General features: G+C 66.6%; 15 protein-coding genes. All 15 read right to left on the bottom strand.

The annotated features are described in order from the left end of the window. Positions 1–90: 90 nt before the first annotated feature. Positions 91–420: a DUF3325 domain-containing protein gene (locus KUO17_RS20045; RefSeq protein ID WP_217977256.1), complete on the bottom strand. Its 330-nt coding sequence runs from the start codon at positions 418–420 to the stop codon at positions 91–93. 1 nt (position 421) lies between these two features. After that, complete coding sequence (locus tag KUO17_RS20050) at positions 422–1,945, bottom strand: PepSY-associated TM helix domain-containing protein (protein WP_217977257.1); 1,524 nt, start codon at positions 1,943–1,945, stop codon at positions 422–424. A 1-nt stretch (position 1,946) separates the two neighbouring features. Then, positions 1,947–2,231, bottom strand: coding sequence for an iron transporter (locus tag KUO17_RS20055; protein ID WP_217977258.1), 285 nt, complete (start codon positions 2,229–2,231; stop codon positions 1,947–1,949). Then, the gene (locus KUO17_RS20060; protein ID WP_217977259.1) at positions 2,228–3,589 is read right to left on the bottom strand and encodes a sensor histidine kinase; all 1,362 of its coding nucleotides are present in this window, start codon (positions 3,587–3,589) and stop codon (positions 2,228–2,230) included. Before KUO17_RS20060 ends, KUO17_RS20055 begins: the two co-directional genes overlap by 4 nt. After that, positions 3,586–4,296, bottom strand: coding sequence for a response regulator transcription factor (locus tag KUO17_RS20065; protein WP_217977260.1), 711 nt, complete (start codon positions 4,294–4,296; stop codon positions 3,586–3,588). The genes KUO17_RS20060 and KUO17_RS20065 overlap by 4 nt, the downstream gene beginning before the upstream one ends. Positions 4,297–4,385: 89 nt before the next feature. Next, positions 4,386–6,614, bottom strand: a complete 2,229-nt coding sequence (locus KUO17_RS20070) for a TonB-dependent siderophore receptor (RefSeq protein ID WP_217977261.1) — start codon at positions 6,612–6,614, stop codon at positions 4,386–4,388. Between the two features lie 339 nt (positions 6,615–6,953). Beyond that, the gene (locus KUO17_RS20075) at positions 6,954–7,544 is read right to left on the bottom strand and encodes a peroxidase-related enzyme (protein ID WP_217977262.1); all 591 of its coding nucleotides are present in this window, start codon (positions 7,542–7,544) and stop codon (positions 6,954–6,956) included. Next, the gene (locus KUO17_RS20080; protein WP_217977263.1) at positions 7,541–8,053 is read right to left on the bottom strand and encodes a CMD domain-containing protein; all 513 of its coding nucleotides are present in this window, start codon (positions 8,051–8,053) and stop codon (positions 7,541–7,543) included. Before KUO17_RS20080 ends, KUO17_RS20075 begins: the two co-directional genes overlap by 4 nt. After that, positions 8,050–9,309 (bottom strand): acyl-CoA thioesterase/bile acid-CoA:amino acid N-acyltransferase family protein, encoded by a 1,260-nt coding sequence (locus KUO17_RS20085; protein WP_217977264.1) that lies wholly within the window; start codon positions 9,307–9,309, stop codon positions 8,050–8,052. Before KUO17_RS20085 ends, KUO17_RS20080 begins: the two co-directional genes overlap by 4 nt. Then, the gene (locus tag KUO17_RS20090; protein ID WP_217977332.1) at positions 9,306–10,841 is read right to left on the bottom strand and encodes an ABC transporter substrate-binding protein; all 1,536 of its coding nucleotides are present in this window, start codon (positions 10,839–10,841) and stop codon (positions 9,306–9,308) included. Before KUO17_RS20090 ends, KUO17_RS20085 begins: the two co-directional genes overlap by 4 nt. A 57-nt stretch (positions 10,842–10,898) precedes the next feature. Continuing rightward, entirely contained in the window at positions 10,899–11,906 is a 1,008-nt protein-coding gene (locus KUO17_RS20095; RefSeq protein ID WP_217977265.1) for an ABC transporter ATP-binding protein, read from the bottom strand. Further along, a complete protein-coding gene (locus tag KUO17_RS20100) occupies positions 11,896–12,894 on the bottom strand; it encodes an ABC transporter ATP-binding protein (RefSeq protein ID WP_217977266.1) in 999 nt (332 codons plus the stop codon). The genes KUO17_RS20095 and KUO17_RS20100 overlap by 11 nt, the downstream gene beginning before the upstream one ends. Further along, positions 12,891–13,784 carry an ABC transporter permease gene (locus tag KUO17_RS20105; RefSeq protein WP_217977267.1) on the bottom strand — a complete coding sequence of 298 codons (894 nt, stop codon included), beginning with the start codon at positions 13,782–13,784 and terminating at the stop codon, positions 12,891–12,893. The genes KUO17_RS20100 and KUO17_RS20105 overlap by 4 nt, the downstream gene beginning before the upstream one ends. Further along, positions 13,781–14,755: an ABC transporter permease gene (locus tag KUO17_RS20110; protein ID WP_217977268.1), complete on the bottom strand. Its 975-nt coding sequence runs from the start codon at positions 14,753–14,755 to the stop codon at positions 13,781–13,783. Before KUO17_RS20110 ends, KUO17_RS20105 begins: the two co-directional genes overlap by 4 nt. Beyond that, the gene (locus KUO17_RS20115) at positions 14,752–16,212 is read right to left on the bottom strand and encodes an FAD-dependent oxidoreductase (protein ID WP_217977269.1); all 1,461 of its coding nucleotides are present in this window, start codon (positions 16,210–16,212) and stop codon (positions 14,752–14,754) included. The genes KUO17_RS20110 and KUO17_RS20115 overlap by 4 nt, the downstream gene beginning before the upstream one ends. Positions 16,213–16,245: the final 33 nt, after the last annotated feature.

Consider the following 16,245-nt stretch of genomic DNA (forward strand, 5'->3'; position numbering starts at 1 on the left):
TCCCACATTTGTTGCAACGTGCCATGGCCTGTAAGATTTGAGTTGTCAGCCTTGGTGTCCCAACTTCAGGTCACCAGCGAGGCTCTTGCACTAGCCAACACCAATCACCCCCACCAACCACACCGGCACAACACCCACCAAACAAACCGCCACCCGCGGCCAATACGGCAACACCATCACCAACACAAACCCCGACAGCGAGATCACCCCAAACCACGCCACAGGCCCTATCGCCCAACCCCAGGCGAACCCGCAGAGCCAGAAGCTGACCGCCAGTGCCAACCACCCCGCCACGCGCAAGGCCACACGCAACCAACGCGCCGGCACCCTGCCCCACACCTGCTTGTAATGCCGCTCCAACCCCAGGCACAACGCCAACATGCCCAAGTAGGCAAACACCACCGCTCCCATCATCAACATGTCACTGCCCCTCCACCGCCACTGCCGCACGCTTGCGCACAGGCTTGTGCTCACGCGGCGCCACACAGCGCCACGCCGCGTACGCCAGCAACCCGCCCAGCACCACGCTGGTGGCTTCCAACACGCGATGCGCCGGGTCATGCAAGGCCGTCAACGCGCCCAGCACCGGCAAGCCGACACACAGCAACGCCGCCAACCCCAACTGCTCGGCCCACGCACGCTGCGCCGGGCGCACGCCCGCATGCAGCAACGACAGCAACCACAGCGCAAAGAACACCTTCACCTCCCAGTTGGCCCGCTGCGCCAGCTCCACCGGCAACAGACGGTTGGCCCACAACAAGCCCACACACGCCAGCATCAGGCCGGCCACGAACGCCACGTTGAAGCTCTCGGCCACCTTGTACCAGCGCTGCGCCGACACCGACGCGCTCGCATACTTGCGCCGCCGCTTGACGCAGAACAGCACCAGCCCGGTGGCGATCATCGCGCTGCTGATCAGCGCGCACAGGAAGTACACCCAGCGCATCGGATACCCGCCGAACTGGGCAAAATGCAAACCGGCCATCACCCGCTGCGTGAGCAGCGCCGGCCGCATGGCCGGCACATCGCGCAGCAGCTCGCCAGTGACGCCGTCGAACACCATGGCCTGGCCCTTGCTCAAGGCAATGCGGTAGCCCAGCGTCGGCCGCACCTCGATGCGCGCCGCCGCCGTCCCCGGGTTGGCGATACCCACCCCGCTGATCGAGCCCAGGCGCGCCTGCGCTTGCGCCAGCACCGGCGCCAGGTCGGTCAACTCCGCCGGCTGCTTGAGCAACGCCCGCGGCGTGACCAGGCGCTGTTCACCCTGGGCCTGGTAATACGCGCGATTGTCACCGTCGAACAACGCATCCACCGCCGCCGGCATGTAGATGAACAGGAAGATCACCAGCCCCGTGTAGGTGATCATCAGGTGAAACGGCAGCAGCAGCACCGCACTGGCATTGTGAAAATCCAGCCACGAACGCTGGCCCTTGTCCGGCCGGAAGGTGAAGAACTCCTTGAAGAGCTTCTTGTGGATGACGATGCCGCTGACCAGCCCCACCAGCATCACGATGGCCAGCGCACCGACTACCCAGATGCCCCAGTTGCGCGGCAGGTTGAGGGTGAAGTGAAAGCGGAAGAAGAAGCTTCCGCCCGCCGTTTCTCGCACCTCTATCTGCTCGCCGGTGTGCGGGTCGAGCGAGGTGCCGCCGCCGCGCCGGCGCTCGCCGGACGACACCTGCACACCCGGCGAACGCGCATCCGGCAAACTGATGTTCCAGGCACTGGCACCAGGCGCATGCTGCTGCAGCCAGGCCAGCCCGCGCTGCGCGGCCTGGAGCTGGGTGAGGTCGTGGCTGCGCACTTCGGGGCGCATCCAGTTGTCGATCTCCTTGTCGAACACCGCCAGGGTGCCGGTGGCGAAAATCGCGAACAGCAACCAGCCGAAGATCAGGCCGGCCCAGGTGTGCAGCCACGCCATGGATTGGGTGAAGGTGTTTTTCATCTCACAGGCTCCACAGGTGCGGCCAGAAGCCAATCACCGCCAAGGGACCCGCCAGCACCGCGGGCAGCCAGGCGCGCCGTGCACTGTGGGTGGCGAACGCCCAGATGAAGGCGCCGGTGTAGAAGGCGAACGACGGCAGGCTGGCGACGATCGCCGCATCTACCGCCGACAGCGGCAGCAGCCGCGCCAGGCAGGCGGTGGTGGCGTAACTGAAGGCATATCCGCCCAACAGCGCCGCGGCCGCCCGCGACACGATCAGTCGCCAGACCGGTAAGGTCTTGTTCATCGATAATCTCCATCAGCCGCAGGCAATCGAAGGTTCAGGCGCAGGCCGGGGTTGAGGTTCTGCGCCCACAGCTGGCCGCCCTGCAGTTGCACCCGGCAACGGGCAATGGTCAGGCCCAGGCCAAAGCCGTCGCCGCCAGGGCGCGCGGCATCGAGCCGGGTGAAGGGTTGAAAGATGCTCTCCAGCGCGTCTTCGGCCACGCCCGGCCCCTGGTCGTCGATCCACAGGTGCCAGTACGCGCCGTCGCGGCAGCCCCCCAGGCGAACCTGGCCCTGGGCAGGGGAATGGCGGATGGCATTGCGCACGATGTTTTCCATGGCCTGCGCCAGGCCGTTCAGGTGGCCGTGCACCAGGCAGTCCTCGCCCAGCTCGTTGGGCAACTGCTGCTCGTGCCAGCCAGACTCGAAGCACGCGTTCTCGCGCACCACGTCCCACAAGGTCTGCACCTCGACCGTGTCCAGTGCCAGCTTGGGCCGCTCGGTGTCGAGCCACACCAGCTCCAGCGTGTCGTCGACCAGTTGGCGCATGCACTGCACTTCGCGGGTCAGGCGCTCGCGCAGCACGTCAGTGTCAGCTTCGTTCTCGGCCGCCATGTGCAGCCGCGTCAACGGCGTGCGCAGCTCGTGGGACAAGTCGGCCAGCAGGCGATGCTGCAGCGCCACGGTCTTTTCCAGGCGTTCGGCCATGTGGTCGAAGGCACGCCCAAGATCGCCCAGTTCATCCTGACGGCGGGTGATCACCGGGTCCACCCGCGTGCTCAGCCGGTCGGCGCGCAAGGCGTTGGCCTGGGCGCGCAGGTGCGCCAGCGGGCCGATCAGCACGCGGTACAGCAGCAAGCCGGCAAACAGCGCCAACACCCCCGGCAGTACACCATGGGTCAGCAGTTGCACAAGCAGCGGCCGTATCGAGGGCATGAAGCGCTCGGGCAACTGGATGACCAGCTTGCCTTCGTGCGGCGCATCGGGGAACGGCACGCTGATCGCTGGCAGCTCGACGGCGCGCTTGCTCATCGGCCAGTGCAGCTGACGCATGAACGTCACGTGCCTCTGCTGCGCCTCGCTCAGCGGCTGGCTGCTCAACGAACGCAGGTCGGGGCCGACCACCAGTGCCCAACCGACTTCACGGGCGTGCAACTGCGCAAGCCAGCGATCGACGCCTTGCGTACCGCCCTCGCGCCACGCCACATGGGCCTGGGCAGCATAGGCCTTGAGCACTTGCTGAGCCTCCTGCGACAGGTGATAGCTCTGGCGTTCGAAGTGCGCACCGCCCGAACGGCTGACCCACAGGATCAGCAGGCACAGCACCACCAGCAGGCCACACAGTTTCCACAGCAGCGAATGGCGACCGGGCAGCTTCATGACGGCACCTGCGTCAGCACGTAACCCTTGCCCCACACCGTGGCCAGGCGACCTTCGTAACCGATGGCGGCAAGTTTGCGGCGCACATGGCTGACGTGCATGTCGAGCACGCGGTCCTGTTGCGAGAACGGCTTGTGCAGCACCTGCTGGTACAGGAACGGCTTGCTCAGCACTTCTTCAGGGTGCGCCAGCAGCACCTTCATCAGGCGGTATTCGATGCGGGTAAAACTGGCCACCGCTTCACCCAGGCGCATGTCCTGGCGTACCGCCTTGCGCAGCGACGGTTGCTCATCCTCCTCGTTCGGCGGCCCGGAGCGCTCATAGGCCACCCGGCGCAGTACCGCATCGATGCGCACATCCATCTCGCCCATGCTGAACGGCTTGGGCAGGTAGTCATCGGCGCCCTGGCTGAAACCGACGATGCGATCCTGCTCGGCACCCAGCGCCGACATCAGGATCACCGGCACCATGAAGCGTTCGCGCAGTTCGCCGAGCAGCTGCAAACCACTGCGCCCCGGCAGCAGGATGTCCATGAGGATCAGGTCGAAGCCCTTCCACGCCTGCAGATCGGTGTGGTCGTCCACGCCATGGCACAGCGTCACGTCAAAGCCACGGCGGCGCAGGTGCTGGTCCAGATGGGCCGCCAGCAGCGGATCATCCTCGACGGCCAGGATCCTGGGGGCCGGTTGTGCACAGAGGTAGCTCATGGTTCACCCTGAAGCTGAAAAACACAAAAAGCCGCCCCGGGCCGGTCGATGCGCGATCGACCCGGGGCAGCCTTGTCACTGGCGCCGGCTCAGAACGAGATGTTCAGCGCAGCGAACAACGCACGGCCCGGCTGGTTGTAGGTGTTGGCACCCGAACTGCTGGCGTTGCCACCGCGGTAGATCTGCTTGTCGAACAGATTGTTCACACCGAAGCGCACGTCATAGTTCTTGGTGATCTTGTAGCCGGTGCTGACATCGACCAGGCCGTAGGCTTCGACGTCCTGCTGGGCATCCAGGTCATAGTTCTGCTGGGTACGGTAATTGTAGGTCGGCGACTTCTGCTTGCCGAAGTAGGTACCGGCCACCTGGAACGACAGCTGCTCGGTGGCGCGCCAGTCCAGGGTGCTGTTGACCGTGTACTTGGGGATCACGCTCAGCGGCTCGCCGGTGTCGCGGTTGTCGTTGTTGAGCATCAGGGTGAGATTGGTGTTCCAGTCCAGCGACGGCGCCAGCTCGACGAAGAAGTTGCCTTCCACCCCTTCCACCAGCGCCTTGCCGGCGTTTTCCCACTGGGTTACGCGGCGGCCACTGTTGATGTCGTAGACCACATCGGTACCGCCGGTGATCTTGTTCTTGTAGTCGTTGCGAAAGTACGTCGCGCTGGTGCGCCAGGTGCCACGGTCGTACAGCAGGCCGATCTCCTTGTTGACGCTGGTTTCCGGCTCGAGGTTGGCGTTGCCCTGCAGGTAGCAGCCACCGTTGTTGGTCTGCTGGGTGCTGCAACCATTGCCACGGCTGTACAGCAGGTAGTTGGAATTGTACTGGTACAGGTTCGGGGTCTTGTAGGCCCGCGCGATGCCACCCTTGACGGTGAGGTCATCGGTGAGTTTGTGCGACACGTTCAGGCTGGGGCTGTAGTTGTCGCCGAACTGCTCGTGGTGATCCAGGCGCAGGCCCGGGGTGATGGTGGTGTCGCCGACCACGATATTGTCTTCGGCGAACAGTGCGAAGCTCTTGGCCGAGATCTTCGAGTTGCTGCGGTCGAAGCCGTCGATCTGGTCGCCGGGCAGGCCGCTGGGGTCAAAGCTCTGCGAGCGCAGCGAGCCTTTGTCGTTGAGCACTTCATACAGGTATTCGCCGCCCAGGGTCAGTACGTGCTCGCTGCTGGCGAGGCTGAACGGCAGGTTCACTTCGCTGGACAGGCGCGTGTTGCGCAGGCGCGACATGTCGGCGCCGGTGTCGTTGATGGCGCCTTCCGGGCCGCCGGCCAGGCCTTCGTTGAGGCGCCAGTTGCGCACGTATTCATAGGTCAGCGACGACTTGGTCGAGCCCCAGTCGAAGTCGCCCAGGTGAGTGAAATCGTAGGTGCTGCGCTGCATCACGTTGGTTTCATGGCCGTACAGCGCTTCGATGCCGGCGAGGTTGCCGCCACCGTTGCTGTTCATGGTGTCGCCAGCGTAGATGTTGCCCTGGCGGCTGTAGCCACTGCTCAGCTCCAGGCGGTGCTGGTCGTTGAGGCGCCAGCTGAGCAGGCCGTTGATGTCCTTGTTGCGGACCCCTTCGCGGCCGGCGACCAGTGCGCTGTTGGCACTGTCGGCGTTGATGTCGAGGTCGTCGGCGTCGGTCTTGGCCAGGCCGCCATACACACGGAACGACAGGTCATCGGTCAGGCCGCCGCTGAGGCTGAAGTTGGTGCGTTTGCTCACGCCTTCGGCGTCGTCTTCGGGCATCACGGTGAACAGGCTGATGTTGCCTTGCAGCTCCTGGGTCGGGCGCTTGGTGATGATGTTGACCACCCCGCCCATGGCGCCGGAGCCGTAGCGGGCAGCGGCCGGGCCACGCAGGATCTCGATGCGCTCGACCGCTTCGGCCGGTACCCAGTTGGTTTCACCGCGGGTGTCGCGGTCGCCGTTCCAGCCGTAACGCACGGCGTTGCGCGCACTGGATGGCTTGCCGTCGATCAGGATCAGGGTGTTTTCCGGGCCCATGCCGCGCAGGTCGATCTGGCGGTTGTTGCCGCGTGCGCCGCTGGCGCTGTTGCCGGTGAGGTTCACGCCCGGTTCGCGGCGGATGATATCGGACAGGTCGTTGGCCGGCGGGTGACGCTTGATGTCTTCGGCGGTGATGATCGAAGAGCCCAGTGCCTGCTTGGCTTCCTCCTCGGCGGTGACCCGGGTGTTCTGGATCACCAGGGCATTGTCACCGACCTGTTCGACGCTGCTGGCGTCTTCGGCGTGAACCGAGGGGGTGACCAGCGCCGATGACGACAGGGCAACAAAGGCCCAGGCCAGGCTGTTGGGGGAGGTTCTGGACTGCATTTCACGTCTCCGTTACTTCGAGAGCTGGGCAACGCGCATGGCGTGAGCTGCCCCAAGGAGACGCTGAATATAATGATTCTCAAATGGGTTTAAATCTTATTTACGAAATTTACACATTCGCAGGGGAACTCCTACGCATCGCGCTGGAAACAGCAATCGTTAACTTTAATGAACGAAAAACGAAGCGCACGGATATTTTAATTGACACCCATCCTGCAACCGCCCTGTTCCAGTGCCTCTTGCATCGGCTCCTGGTGGCCCCACTGCGATCTGCCGTCGGACCACCAAAGCTGACAAAAGATCGCGGGGGGCCACCCGGGGCCAGTCAATGCATTTCTGCTACCCCTCCCCCCCATACACCGGCTCACCTAAATTGAGCATCAACCGATTGGCCCACGCAAAAATCGCCACCGCATGAATCAAGTCAAGAATCTCGCCCTGCGCCAACCCCTGTTCGCGCAACGCCAGTACCTGCTCACGCCCCACCTCGCCCGGCACCATCGTGAGCTCGATGGCAAACCGTATGATCGCCCGCTCCCGGTCACTACCGCCCGCCGTGTACGGGTCGGCGAAGACCTGGGCAATCACCTCATTGCGCTTGGCCAACTGCTCGAACCGCTGCGCATGCACCGACGCACAGTAAACACACTGGTTGACACGCGACACCACCGCACTCGCCAACTCCCGCTCCGCACGCGACAAACCACCCGGCGCATACATGATGGCGTTGAACGCCAACGACCGCTGACGCAACACTTCGGGCTGATGAATCAAGCTCAGGTAGTACTCCGACACCATGGCCTGCGGGTGGCTCTCCTTGAGCACGGCCAACTGCTCATCACTGGCCTGCGCCGGATCGACCGTGGGCAACCACGCCTTCCACCCCAGCGTCTCGTTGGTAAAACCCTGATCACGTATCACCTGGCTCATGCCTCCACCTCCACTGCCTGCAACGCCGACAAGCCGGCCACCAATCGCACCTGGTACGCCACGAACGCAATCAACTGGGCCAGCGTGACCACATCCACCGCGCTCAGCCCCGCAGCCAGCAATACCTCCAATGCCGCACGATCACCTTCGCGCGGCGCCACGATCAAGGTGCGGGTGTAGCGCAGCACCGCGACCAGCCGCGCATCATCCAGACCCGACAGCGCATCCTGCTGCACCGCCGCCAGCCACTCGGGCGCCACCTCCAGCGCCTGCAAGCGCTCGCGATAATGCGCCACCAGTTGGGCCTGGGGCGTGAGCACGGCAGCATACAGCGCCACCAGCAAGCGCAGCTGCAGCGACAAGGCGCCAGGTAATTGCGCCGAGAGCAGGCTGTCGTAGCTGCCCTGGGTAGCCTGGGTGACTTTGCCGCGTGCCTGGCGCAGCGCCTGCAAGGCCGGGCCCGGCACCAGTAAGGTGTCGAGCAGATCGGTAGGGGCAACGGTACTCATGGGGTGTCCTCAAGGTGTGCCTGGCGAGCCGCCACGGCATCGTGCAAAAAGTCTCGAACCGCTAGCCAGGACTGTTCATTGGCCTGGGCATTGGCCGCAGGCGTGCCGTCCTGGCTGTAGGTGGACGGTATGAAGGGCAACAGGATGCTGTGCCCCGCCGCCGCGAAATCCAGGTGCTGCACCGGCCACGGATGCGCCAGCGCCTCAAGGCGCTCGGCGACCATGCCGGCGAAGCGGCTGGACGGCCACGCCGCATCATCACCCGCCGACAGCAACAGCACCGGGCCCTGGATACGCTCCACGGCAATGCGCGAACGCTCCACCGCCGCACTGTCGCCCAGCGCCGTGGCAATCGACAGCGCATTGCGCTGCCCGGCATCGCGCGCGCTCCAGTTGGCGGTGCGGTTGTGGTCCCACAGGTGCACCAGCGGTTGCCCGTGGTACAGCCACGCCGGTCCATCACGCCCCACCGCCGGGTCGGCTGCGGCCTGCCCGCCATGCACCAGCGCACTGGGCACATAAGCCACCACCGCCGACACGGCCGAGGGGAACAGGCTGCCCAGCAACAGCACCAGTTCGCCGCCACGCGACTGGCCGCTGAGGGCGACGAAGTCGTTGGCCGGCTTGAGCTCGCGACGCACCCAGGCCATGCCGCGCTCGAAGTACTCCAGCGGCGTATTGGAGATGTAGTCGGACAGCCCCGGCGCCTTGAAATAGGCCAGCGCCAGCGCCGCATAGCCCCGCGAGGCATACAGCGCCGCACGCGGCTCGTTGATGCCGCCACCAGAGCCATTGAGCACGATCACCGCCGGGTGCGGCCCCGGCCCTGCCGGCAGGAACAGCGTGCCGACCAGCCCGTCTTCACGCACCTCACGGCGGGTGACACCAGGCGCGGCCAACTGCTGTTGCAGTACCTGCACCTGGCCGCTGCCCTGCACCGCGATCTGCGTCACCAGCGGCGCCAGCAGGTTGTCGGGGAAGATCGCCGCGCCCTGCCCCGCCTCCGGCCGTTGGCTCCACAGCAGCCCCAAGGGGCTGACGCCGCTGTAGTCGCCGGCCACCGGTGCATCGTGCTGCAGGTCGATTGCGCCGCTGGCATCGGCGACGAAGGTGGCCTGGCTGGCCCAGTACTGGCCGTGGCCGCGCAAGGTGCGCGCACTCAAGGTGACACGTGCACCCGGCGCCAGCCCCTGGACGCGAATGCGCCGAGGTTCGTCGAGCAAGCCGTCACGCGGGGTGACGCTCAGGCGTGTCATGGCTTTCCCTCTGTCACCATGATCGCGGCGGTACGGTCGCTGACCCACGGCTCCACCTTCAGGCCTTTGCGCGCCGCCCAGATGTTCTGGTAGTGGAACAGCGGGATGATGCCCACGTCGTCGCTCACCACCTTGGCGGCCTCGCGCAGGATGGCGGCGCGACGGGTATCGTCGAACTCGACGGTGGCACGCTCCAGCGCCTGGTCGACTTCAGGGTTGCTGTAGCGGCCCCAGTTGGACATGCCCAGGCCCTTGCCGGCATCGGCGGTGGCCAGGATGTTGGTCAGGCCGTAGCTGGCTTCGCCGGTGCCATTGCCCCAGGCGATCACGGTGACCGCGTACTCGTTCTTGTTGGCGCGGCTGGCATACACCGACCATGGCACCACCTGCAGGTCGACCTTGACCCCGATGCGCGCCCAGAACTGCGCCACCGCCTGCAGGCTTTCGGGTGCCAGCGGGTAGCGGTCGCCGGGCACGTGCACGCTCAGCTGGAAGCCCTGCGGGTAACCGGCTTCGGCCAACAGCGCCTTGGCCCGCGCCGGGTCGTTGGGGATGTCCTTGACCGCGGGGTTGTAGCCAAAGGTGTTGGCCGGCATCCACTGGTTGGCCTCGGTCACGGTGTTCTGCAGGATGCGCTCCACGATGGCCTTGCGGTTGATTGCCAGCGACAGTGCCTCACGTACCCGCACATCGCGCAGCGGGTTCTGCGCCAGCGGTTTGCCGCTGTTGTCGCGGATGAACTCGTTGGGCCCCTCGCGCAGGCTCGGCTGCACGATCAGGGCGCGCAGGCCCGGGTAGGCGTACACACTGACGCTGTCGGTGGTGCGCAGCTTGTTCACGTCGCTGGGCGAGACCTTGTCTATCACGTCGACATCGCCGGCCAGCAGCGCGGCGGTGCGCCCGGCCGGGTTGGCGATGTAGCGAAAGTCGACAGCGTCCCAGGTTGGGCGCGGCCCCCAATACGCCGGGTTGCGCTCGAACAAGGTACGGTCGCCCTGGGCGTAGGACACGAAACGGTACGGGCCGGTGCCGATCATGGCCTTGCCGTTGCCGTAGTCTTCGCTGGCGGCGGTGGCCCCGGCGTGGCGGCTGACCAGGTAGATCGAATCGATGTTGGTCAGCAGCGTGGGGTTGGGCACGCGGGTCTTGACCACCACCGTATAGGGGTCGCGGGCGGTGACCGACGCCACCGTGCGCAAGCCGCTGGCATAGGACGCCACGCTGCCCGGCACGTTGCGCGCACGCTCGATGGAGAACGCCACGTCGTCGGCAGTGAACGGCTGGCCGTCGTGCCATTTGACGTCCTGGCGCAGGTGGAACACCCAGGTGTTGTCGTCGAGGCGTTCCCAGCGCTCGGCCAGGCCCGGGTGCTCGCCGTCGTCACGCCGCTCCAGCAGCGACTCGAACGTATGCAGCGCCACCGAGCGGTCACCGGCATGGTTGTTGAGCTGCGGGTCGAGCGACGACACCGGGTCGGCATAGCCGATGCGCAGGGTGTGCGCCGACACGCTGCCACCGGCCAGCAAGGTCATGGCCAATACACTGGCCAGCAAAGGTTTGAAAGGCTGTTTCAAGGGCACGTCCTCGGGTCAGGCAAAAAGGTTGAGGTGGCAGGCGCTCAGGTGCTGCGGCGCCACTTCACGAAGGCCGGGGGCCTGCTCGCGGCACCGGGCGGTGGCGTGCGGGCAACGCGGATGAAAATGGCAACCGGACGGCGGGTTCAGCGGGCTTGGCATCTCGCCGCGAATCGCGTCGTACTGGCTGCGGCGCACGTCGAAACGCGGTACCTGGGCCAGCAGCGCCTGGGTGTAGGGGTGGTTGGGGCGGGCGAACAGGTCGTCGACCGTGGCCGACTCCACCACCCGCCCCAGGTACATCACCACCACGCGGTCACACAGGTGCTCGACCACGCCCAGGTCATGGCTGATGAACAGGTAGGTCAGCCCCAACTGCTCGCGCAGGTCCATGAACAGGTTGAGGATCTGCGCCTGGATCGACACGTCCAGCGCCGCTACCGACTCGTCGCACACCAGCACGTCGGGCTGCACCGCCAGCGCGCGGGCAATGCCGATGCGCTGGCGCTGGCCGCCACTGAACTGGTGTGCATAGCGTTGGCGAAGGTCCGGATTGAGCCCGGCGCGCTGCAACTGGGCGCTGACGTAGTCGTCGAAACCAGCCGCGTCAGTGAGGCCGTGCAGCCACGCGCCCTCGCCCACGATGCGGTCGATGCGCAGGCGCGGGTTGAGGCTGGCGTAGGGGTCCTGGAAGATCATCTGCACCTTGAGCCGGGCCTGCTGGCGGGCGGCGGGCGACAGGCCATCGAGCGCCTGGCCGTCGAGGCTGACGGTACCGCTGGAGCTGGGCAAAAGGCCCGCAGCGATGCGCCCCAGGGTCGACTTGCCACAGCCGGACTCGCCCACCAGGCCGACCACTTCGCCGCGCCGGATGTGCAGGTCGACGCGGTCGACCGCTCGGGTGATGGCGGGTGGTTGCGCCCAGCCCAGGCGCTGCAGGCCGCGGCCCACGATGCCCTGGCGACGCTCGCCAAAATGCTTGCTGACCTGCTCGAGGGCGATCAGTGGAATCTCATTGCCCATGGGTGTCTCCCGGATGGAAGCAGCGCACGCTGCGCCCGGCTGCGATCAGGTGCGTGGGGGGTTGGGCGGCACAGGCCGGGGTGGCCCGCGCGCAACGTGGGGCGAACGCGCAGCCGGTCTCGACAGCCTGCAACCCCGGCGCCATGCCGGGGATCTGGCGCAGGCGTTCGCCGCGCCGGTTGCGGCTCGGCAGGCTGTCGATCAGGCCTCGGGTGTAGGGGTGCAGCGGCTGGTCGAGCACCGCGTCCACCGGGCCCTGCTCGACGATGCGCCCGGCGTACATCACCGCCACGTCGTCTGCCAGGCCTGCCACCACCGACAGGTCGTGGGTGATCCAGATCAGCGCGGTGCCCTGCTCGCGCACCAGCTTCTGCACCTCGCCCAGAATCTGCGCCTGAATGGTCACGTCCAGCGCGGTGGTGGGTTCGTCGGCAATGATCAGGTCGGGCCGATGCAGCAGCGCGATGGCAATCGCCACGCGCTGACGCATGCCGCCCGAAAGCTGATGCGGGTAGGCCCGCAGGCGCTCCTCGGGGCTGGCGATGCCCATCGCTGCCAGCGTCGCACAGGCCTGTTCACGCGCCTGGGCCTTGCTCACACGTTGATGCGCACGCACCGCCTCGATCATTTGCGTGTCGACCCGCAGCACCGGGTTGAGGGTCATCATCGGGTCCTGGAAGATCATCGCCAGGCGGTTGCCCTGCACCTCGCGCAACTGGCGCGGCGACAGCGTGCGCAGGTCGCGCCCCTGGAACCAGATTTCTCCGCCGGTGATACGCCCCGGTGCGTCGAGCAGCCCGAGAATGGAAAAGCCGGTGACCGACTTGCCCGAACCCGACTCGCCCACCAGCCCCAGGATGCGCCCCGGCTGCAAGCGCAACGACAGGTCGCGTACGGCGGGCAGCAGGCCGTCGCGGGTGGCGAAGGCGGCCGACAGGTTGCGCACCTCCAGGGTCGCAGGGGCAAGCAGTGGCGACACGGCAGTCATGATTGCAACCTCGGGTTGAGCACATCGCGCAGGCGGTCGCCCACCAGGTTGATGGCGACGATGGTCAGCAGCAGTGCGAGGCCCGGGAACACGCTGATCCAGTATTCGTCGCCGAGCATGTACTGGAAGCCATTGGCAATCAGCAGGCCCAGCGACGGCTCGGTGATCGGCACGCCGAGGCCGAGAAACGACAGGGTCGCTTCCAGGGTGATGGCGCGGGCGATCTGCAAGGCGCCGATCACGATCAGCGGCGGCAGGCAGTTAGGCAGGATGTGCCCGAGCAGGATGCGCCAGCGCCCGATGCCCTGCCCGCGCGCCGCCTCGACGTACTCGCGACGGCTTTCGACCAGCGCCTGGCCACGCGCGGTGCGGGCGTAGTACGCCCACTCCAGCACCACCAGGGTCAGCATCACGTTACCCACGCCCTTGCCCAGCCAGGCCAGGATCATCAGCGCCATGAGGATGCCAGGGAACGACAGCAGCAGGTCGACCAGGCGCATCAGCAACGCGTCCAGCCAGCCGCCGGCGTACGCCGACACCAGCCCGACCACGGTGCCCACCACGGCGGCGATCAGTGCCGAGCCCACGCCAACCAGCAAACTGATGCGCAGGCCGTAGGCAATCGCCGAGTACAGGTCGCGGCCCTGGCCGTCGGTGCCCAGCCAGTAGCGGTAGCCGCCGGCCATGCTGTCGGCGCCGGGCGCCAGGCGCGCATCGAGCACGTCCAGCTGCATCAGGTCATACGGGTTCTGCGGGGTGATCCACGGCGCCAGCAGTGCCAGCAACACCACCAGCAACAGCAGCATCAGGCCGACCACCGCAGACGGCGCACGGACAAAATCGCCCAGCGCACGCTGCCAGGGCGAGGCCAGTGAAACAGGCTTGCTCATCGCGCACCCTCCAGGCGAACCCGCGGGTCGAGCACGCGGTACAGCACATCGACAATCAGGTTCAGGCTCACGAAAATCACCACCACGACCATCAGGTAGGCCACCACTACGGGGCGGTCCAGGTTGTTGATACTGTCCAGGATCAGCTTGCCGGCGCCCGGCCAGGCAAAGATGCTTTCGGTGACCACCGCATAGGCGATGGTCGAGCCCAGCTCCAGGCCGAGCACCGTCACCAGCGGGATCAACGTGTTGCGCAGCACGTGCACCAGCACCACGCGCAGCGGCGACAGGCCCTTGGCCCGGGCGAAGCGCACGAAGTCCTGGGGCAGCACTTCACGCACCCCGGCGCGGGTCAGGCGCAGCACCAGCGACACCTTGAACAGCGCCAGGTTGAAGGCCGGCAGCAGCAAGTGCTGCAGGCCGTCCAGGGTCAGCCACGACCACTGCACGCCGAACAGCTCGCGGGTGTCGCCACGACCGCTGGCGGGCAGCCAGCCCAGGTGCACCGAGAACAACAGAATCAGCATCAGCGCCACCCAGAACGAGGGCAGCGAGAAGCCCACGATGCTGCCGGCCATCAGCAGCCGCGAGCACGGGTGCTCGGGGTACAGGCCGGCGAACAGCCCCAGCGGCACGCCGAGCACGATGGCGATGAGCAAGGCACTGATGGCCAGTTCGACCGTGGCCGGCAGACGTTTGAGGATCAGTTGCAGGGCGTCTTCGTGGTGCACGTAGCTGGTGCCCAGGTGCCCGTGCAAGGCGCCCTGCAAGAAGCCCAGGTATTGCTGCCACAGCGGCTGGTCCAGGCCCAGGCGCGCAATGGCCTGGGCCCGTTCGGCCTGGTTGAGGTCTTCGCCGATGAGAATGTCCAGCGGGTTGCCGATGGCATTCAGGCCGATGAACACCACCAGCGACATCAGCACCAGCACCAGCAGCGCCTGGCCGACACGGCGCAGCAGCCAGCCGCTCACGTGCGCAACTCGTCGGCACGCAGGGTGCCTGGCTGCCACTCGTCACCCAACAGCTCGGGTTCGGCGTAGTGCTGCATGTCGTCGAAGTGGCGCGCGATGTCTTCGTTGAACAACTGCCCGGCCAGCCCCTGGGCAATACGCTTGGCGCCTTCGCTGATGGCCGGAATGTCGCCCGACACGCCGCCATAGGTCAGCGCGGCCGGGTAGCTGAAGCAGTGCACCCGCTCAAGCCCCGGGCAGGCGCCTGGGGTGCGCTGCTGAAACTCGAACAGCGGGCCCAGGTCGGGCAGTTGCGCCAGCTCGCCATCCACCTGGCCGGCCGGCATCGGGTAGCGGTCGGACCAAGGCTTGATGTGCGCCGCGAACGGGGCGAACTCCGGGCGCAACGCCAGGTTGCTGCGAAACCCCGTGGCGAACACGATGAAGTCATAGGCCAGTTGCGCGGTGGGCGTGGTCACCTGCAAGTGGCCGTCGGCCTGCACCTGCACCGCCTCGATGGGGCTGTCGAGCAGGAACCGAGCGTTGGCATGGCGCGACACGCGCAAGGTGCTGCCGCGCGGTGGCGGTACCTGCTGGGTGTTGAGGTAGTGGCGGATCTGCCACTTCCAATCGTCCGACAGGCGCCAGTAGCCGTGGGTCATGCCGGGGTTGCCGGCGCCCTTGCCCTTGTTGATGCGCGGCAGATCGCGACGCCGGATCAGCAGGTCGACCGCCTGGGCGCCAGCTTCGAGCGCGGTGGCGGCGGCGTCCATGGCCGAGGCGCCGCCGCCGATCACCGCCACGCGCTTGCCGACGAACCAGTCGTCCTGCAGGCCGTCGGCCGAATGGGCCCAGCATTCACGCGGCAGTTGCTCGGCCCATTGCGGCACCCACGGCCCGCCCAGGCCGTCACGCCCGGTGGCCAGCACCACATGGCGGGCGTTCACCTCAAGGTTGCCCTGGGCGGTCTCGAGCATCAGTTGCACGTGCCCTTCGGCCCCCGGCTGCACCCGCGCCACGCGGTGCAGGTTGCGCACATCCAGGCCCAGCACCTGGCGATACCAGCGCAGGTACTCGGCCCATTGCAGGCGCGGGATCTTGTCCAGCGCATCCCATTCGGCCAGGCCGAACTGCGCCTGGAACCAGGCGCGAAACGTCAGCGCCGGCAGCCCCAGCGCCGGCCCGCTCAACTGCTTGGGCGAGCGCAGCGTCTGCATGCGTGCGGTGGTCGCCCACGGGCCTTCGAAGCCCTCTGGCGCCTGATCGAACACCACCGCCCGCACCCCCAGGTGCTGCAGTTCGGCCGCCACCGCCATGCCGGCCATGCCGCCGCCGATAATGGCCACGTCAAGCAGCGCCTGGCCCTGGTGGGCGTGCGGCTTGACCCAGGGTTGTACCGGCAGGCCGAGCCATTCCAGGTCTTCGCGCAGGCGTGCTTGGAGGGCAGCCAGGCCGATGGGGGTATGGGTGTCAGGCATTGTGCAATCTCGATCACAGGGGTGGGCCGGGAT

Origin of the sequence: Pseudomonas aegrilactucae (assembly GCF_019168305.1) — a bacterium.
Taxonomy (GTDB): Bacteria; Pseudomonadota; Gammaproteobacteria; order Pseudomonadales; family Pseudomonadaceae; genus Aquipseudomonas; species Aquipseudomonas aegrilactucae.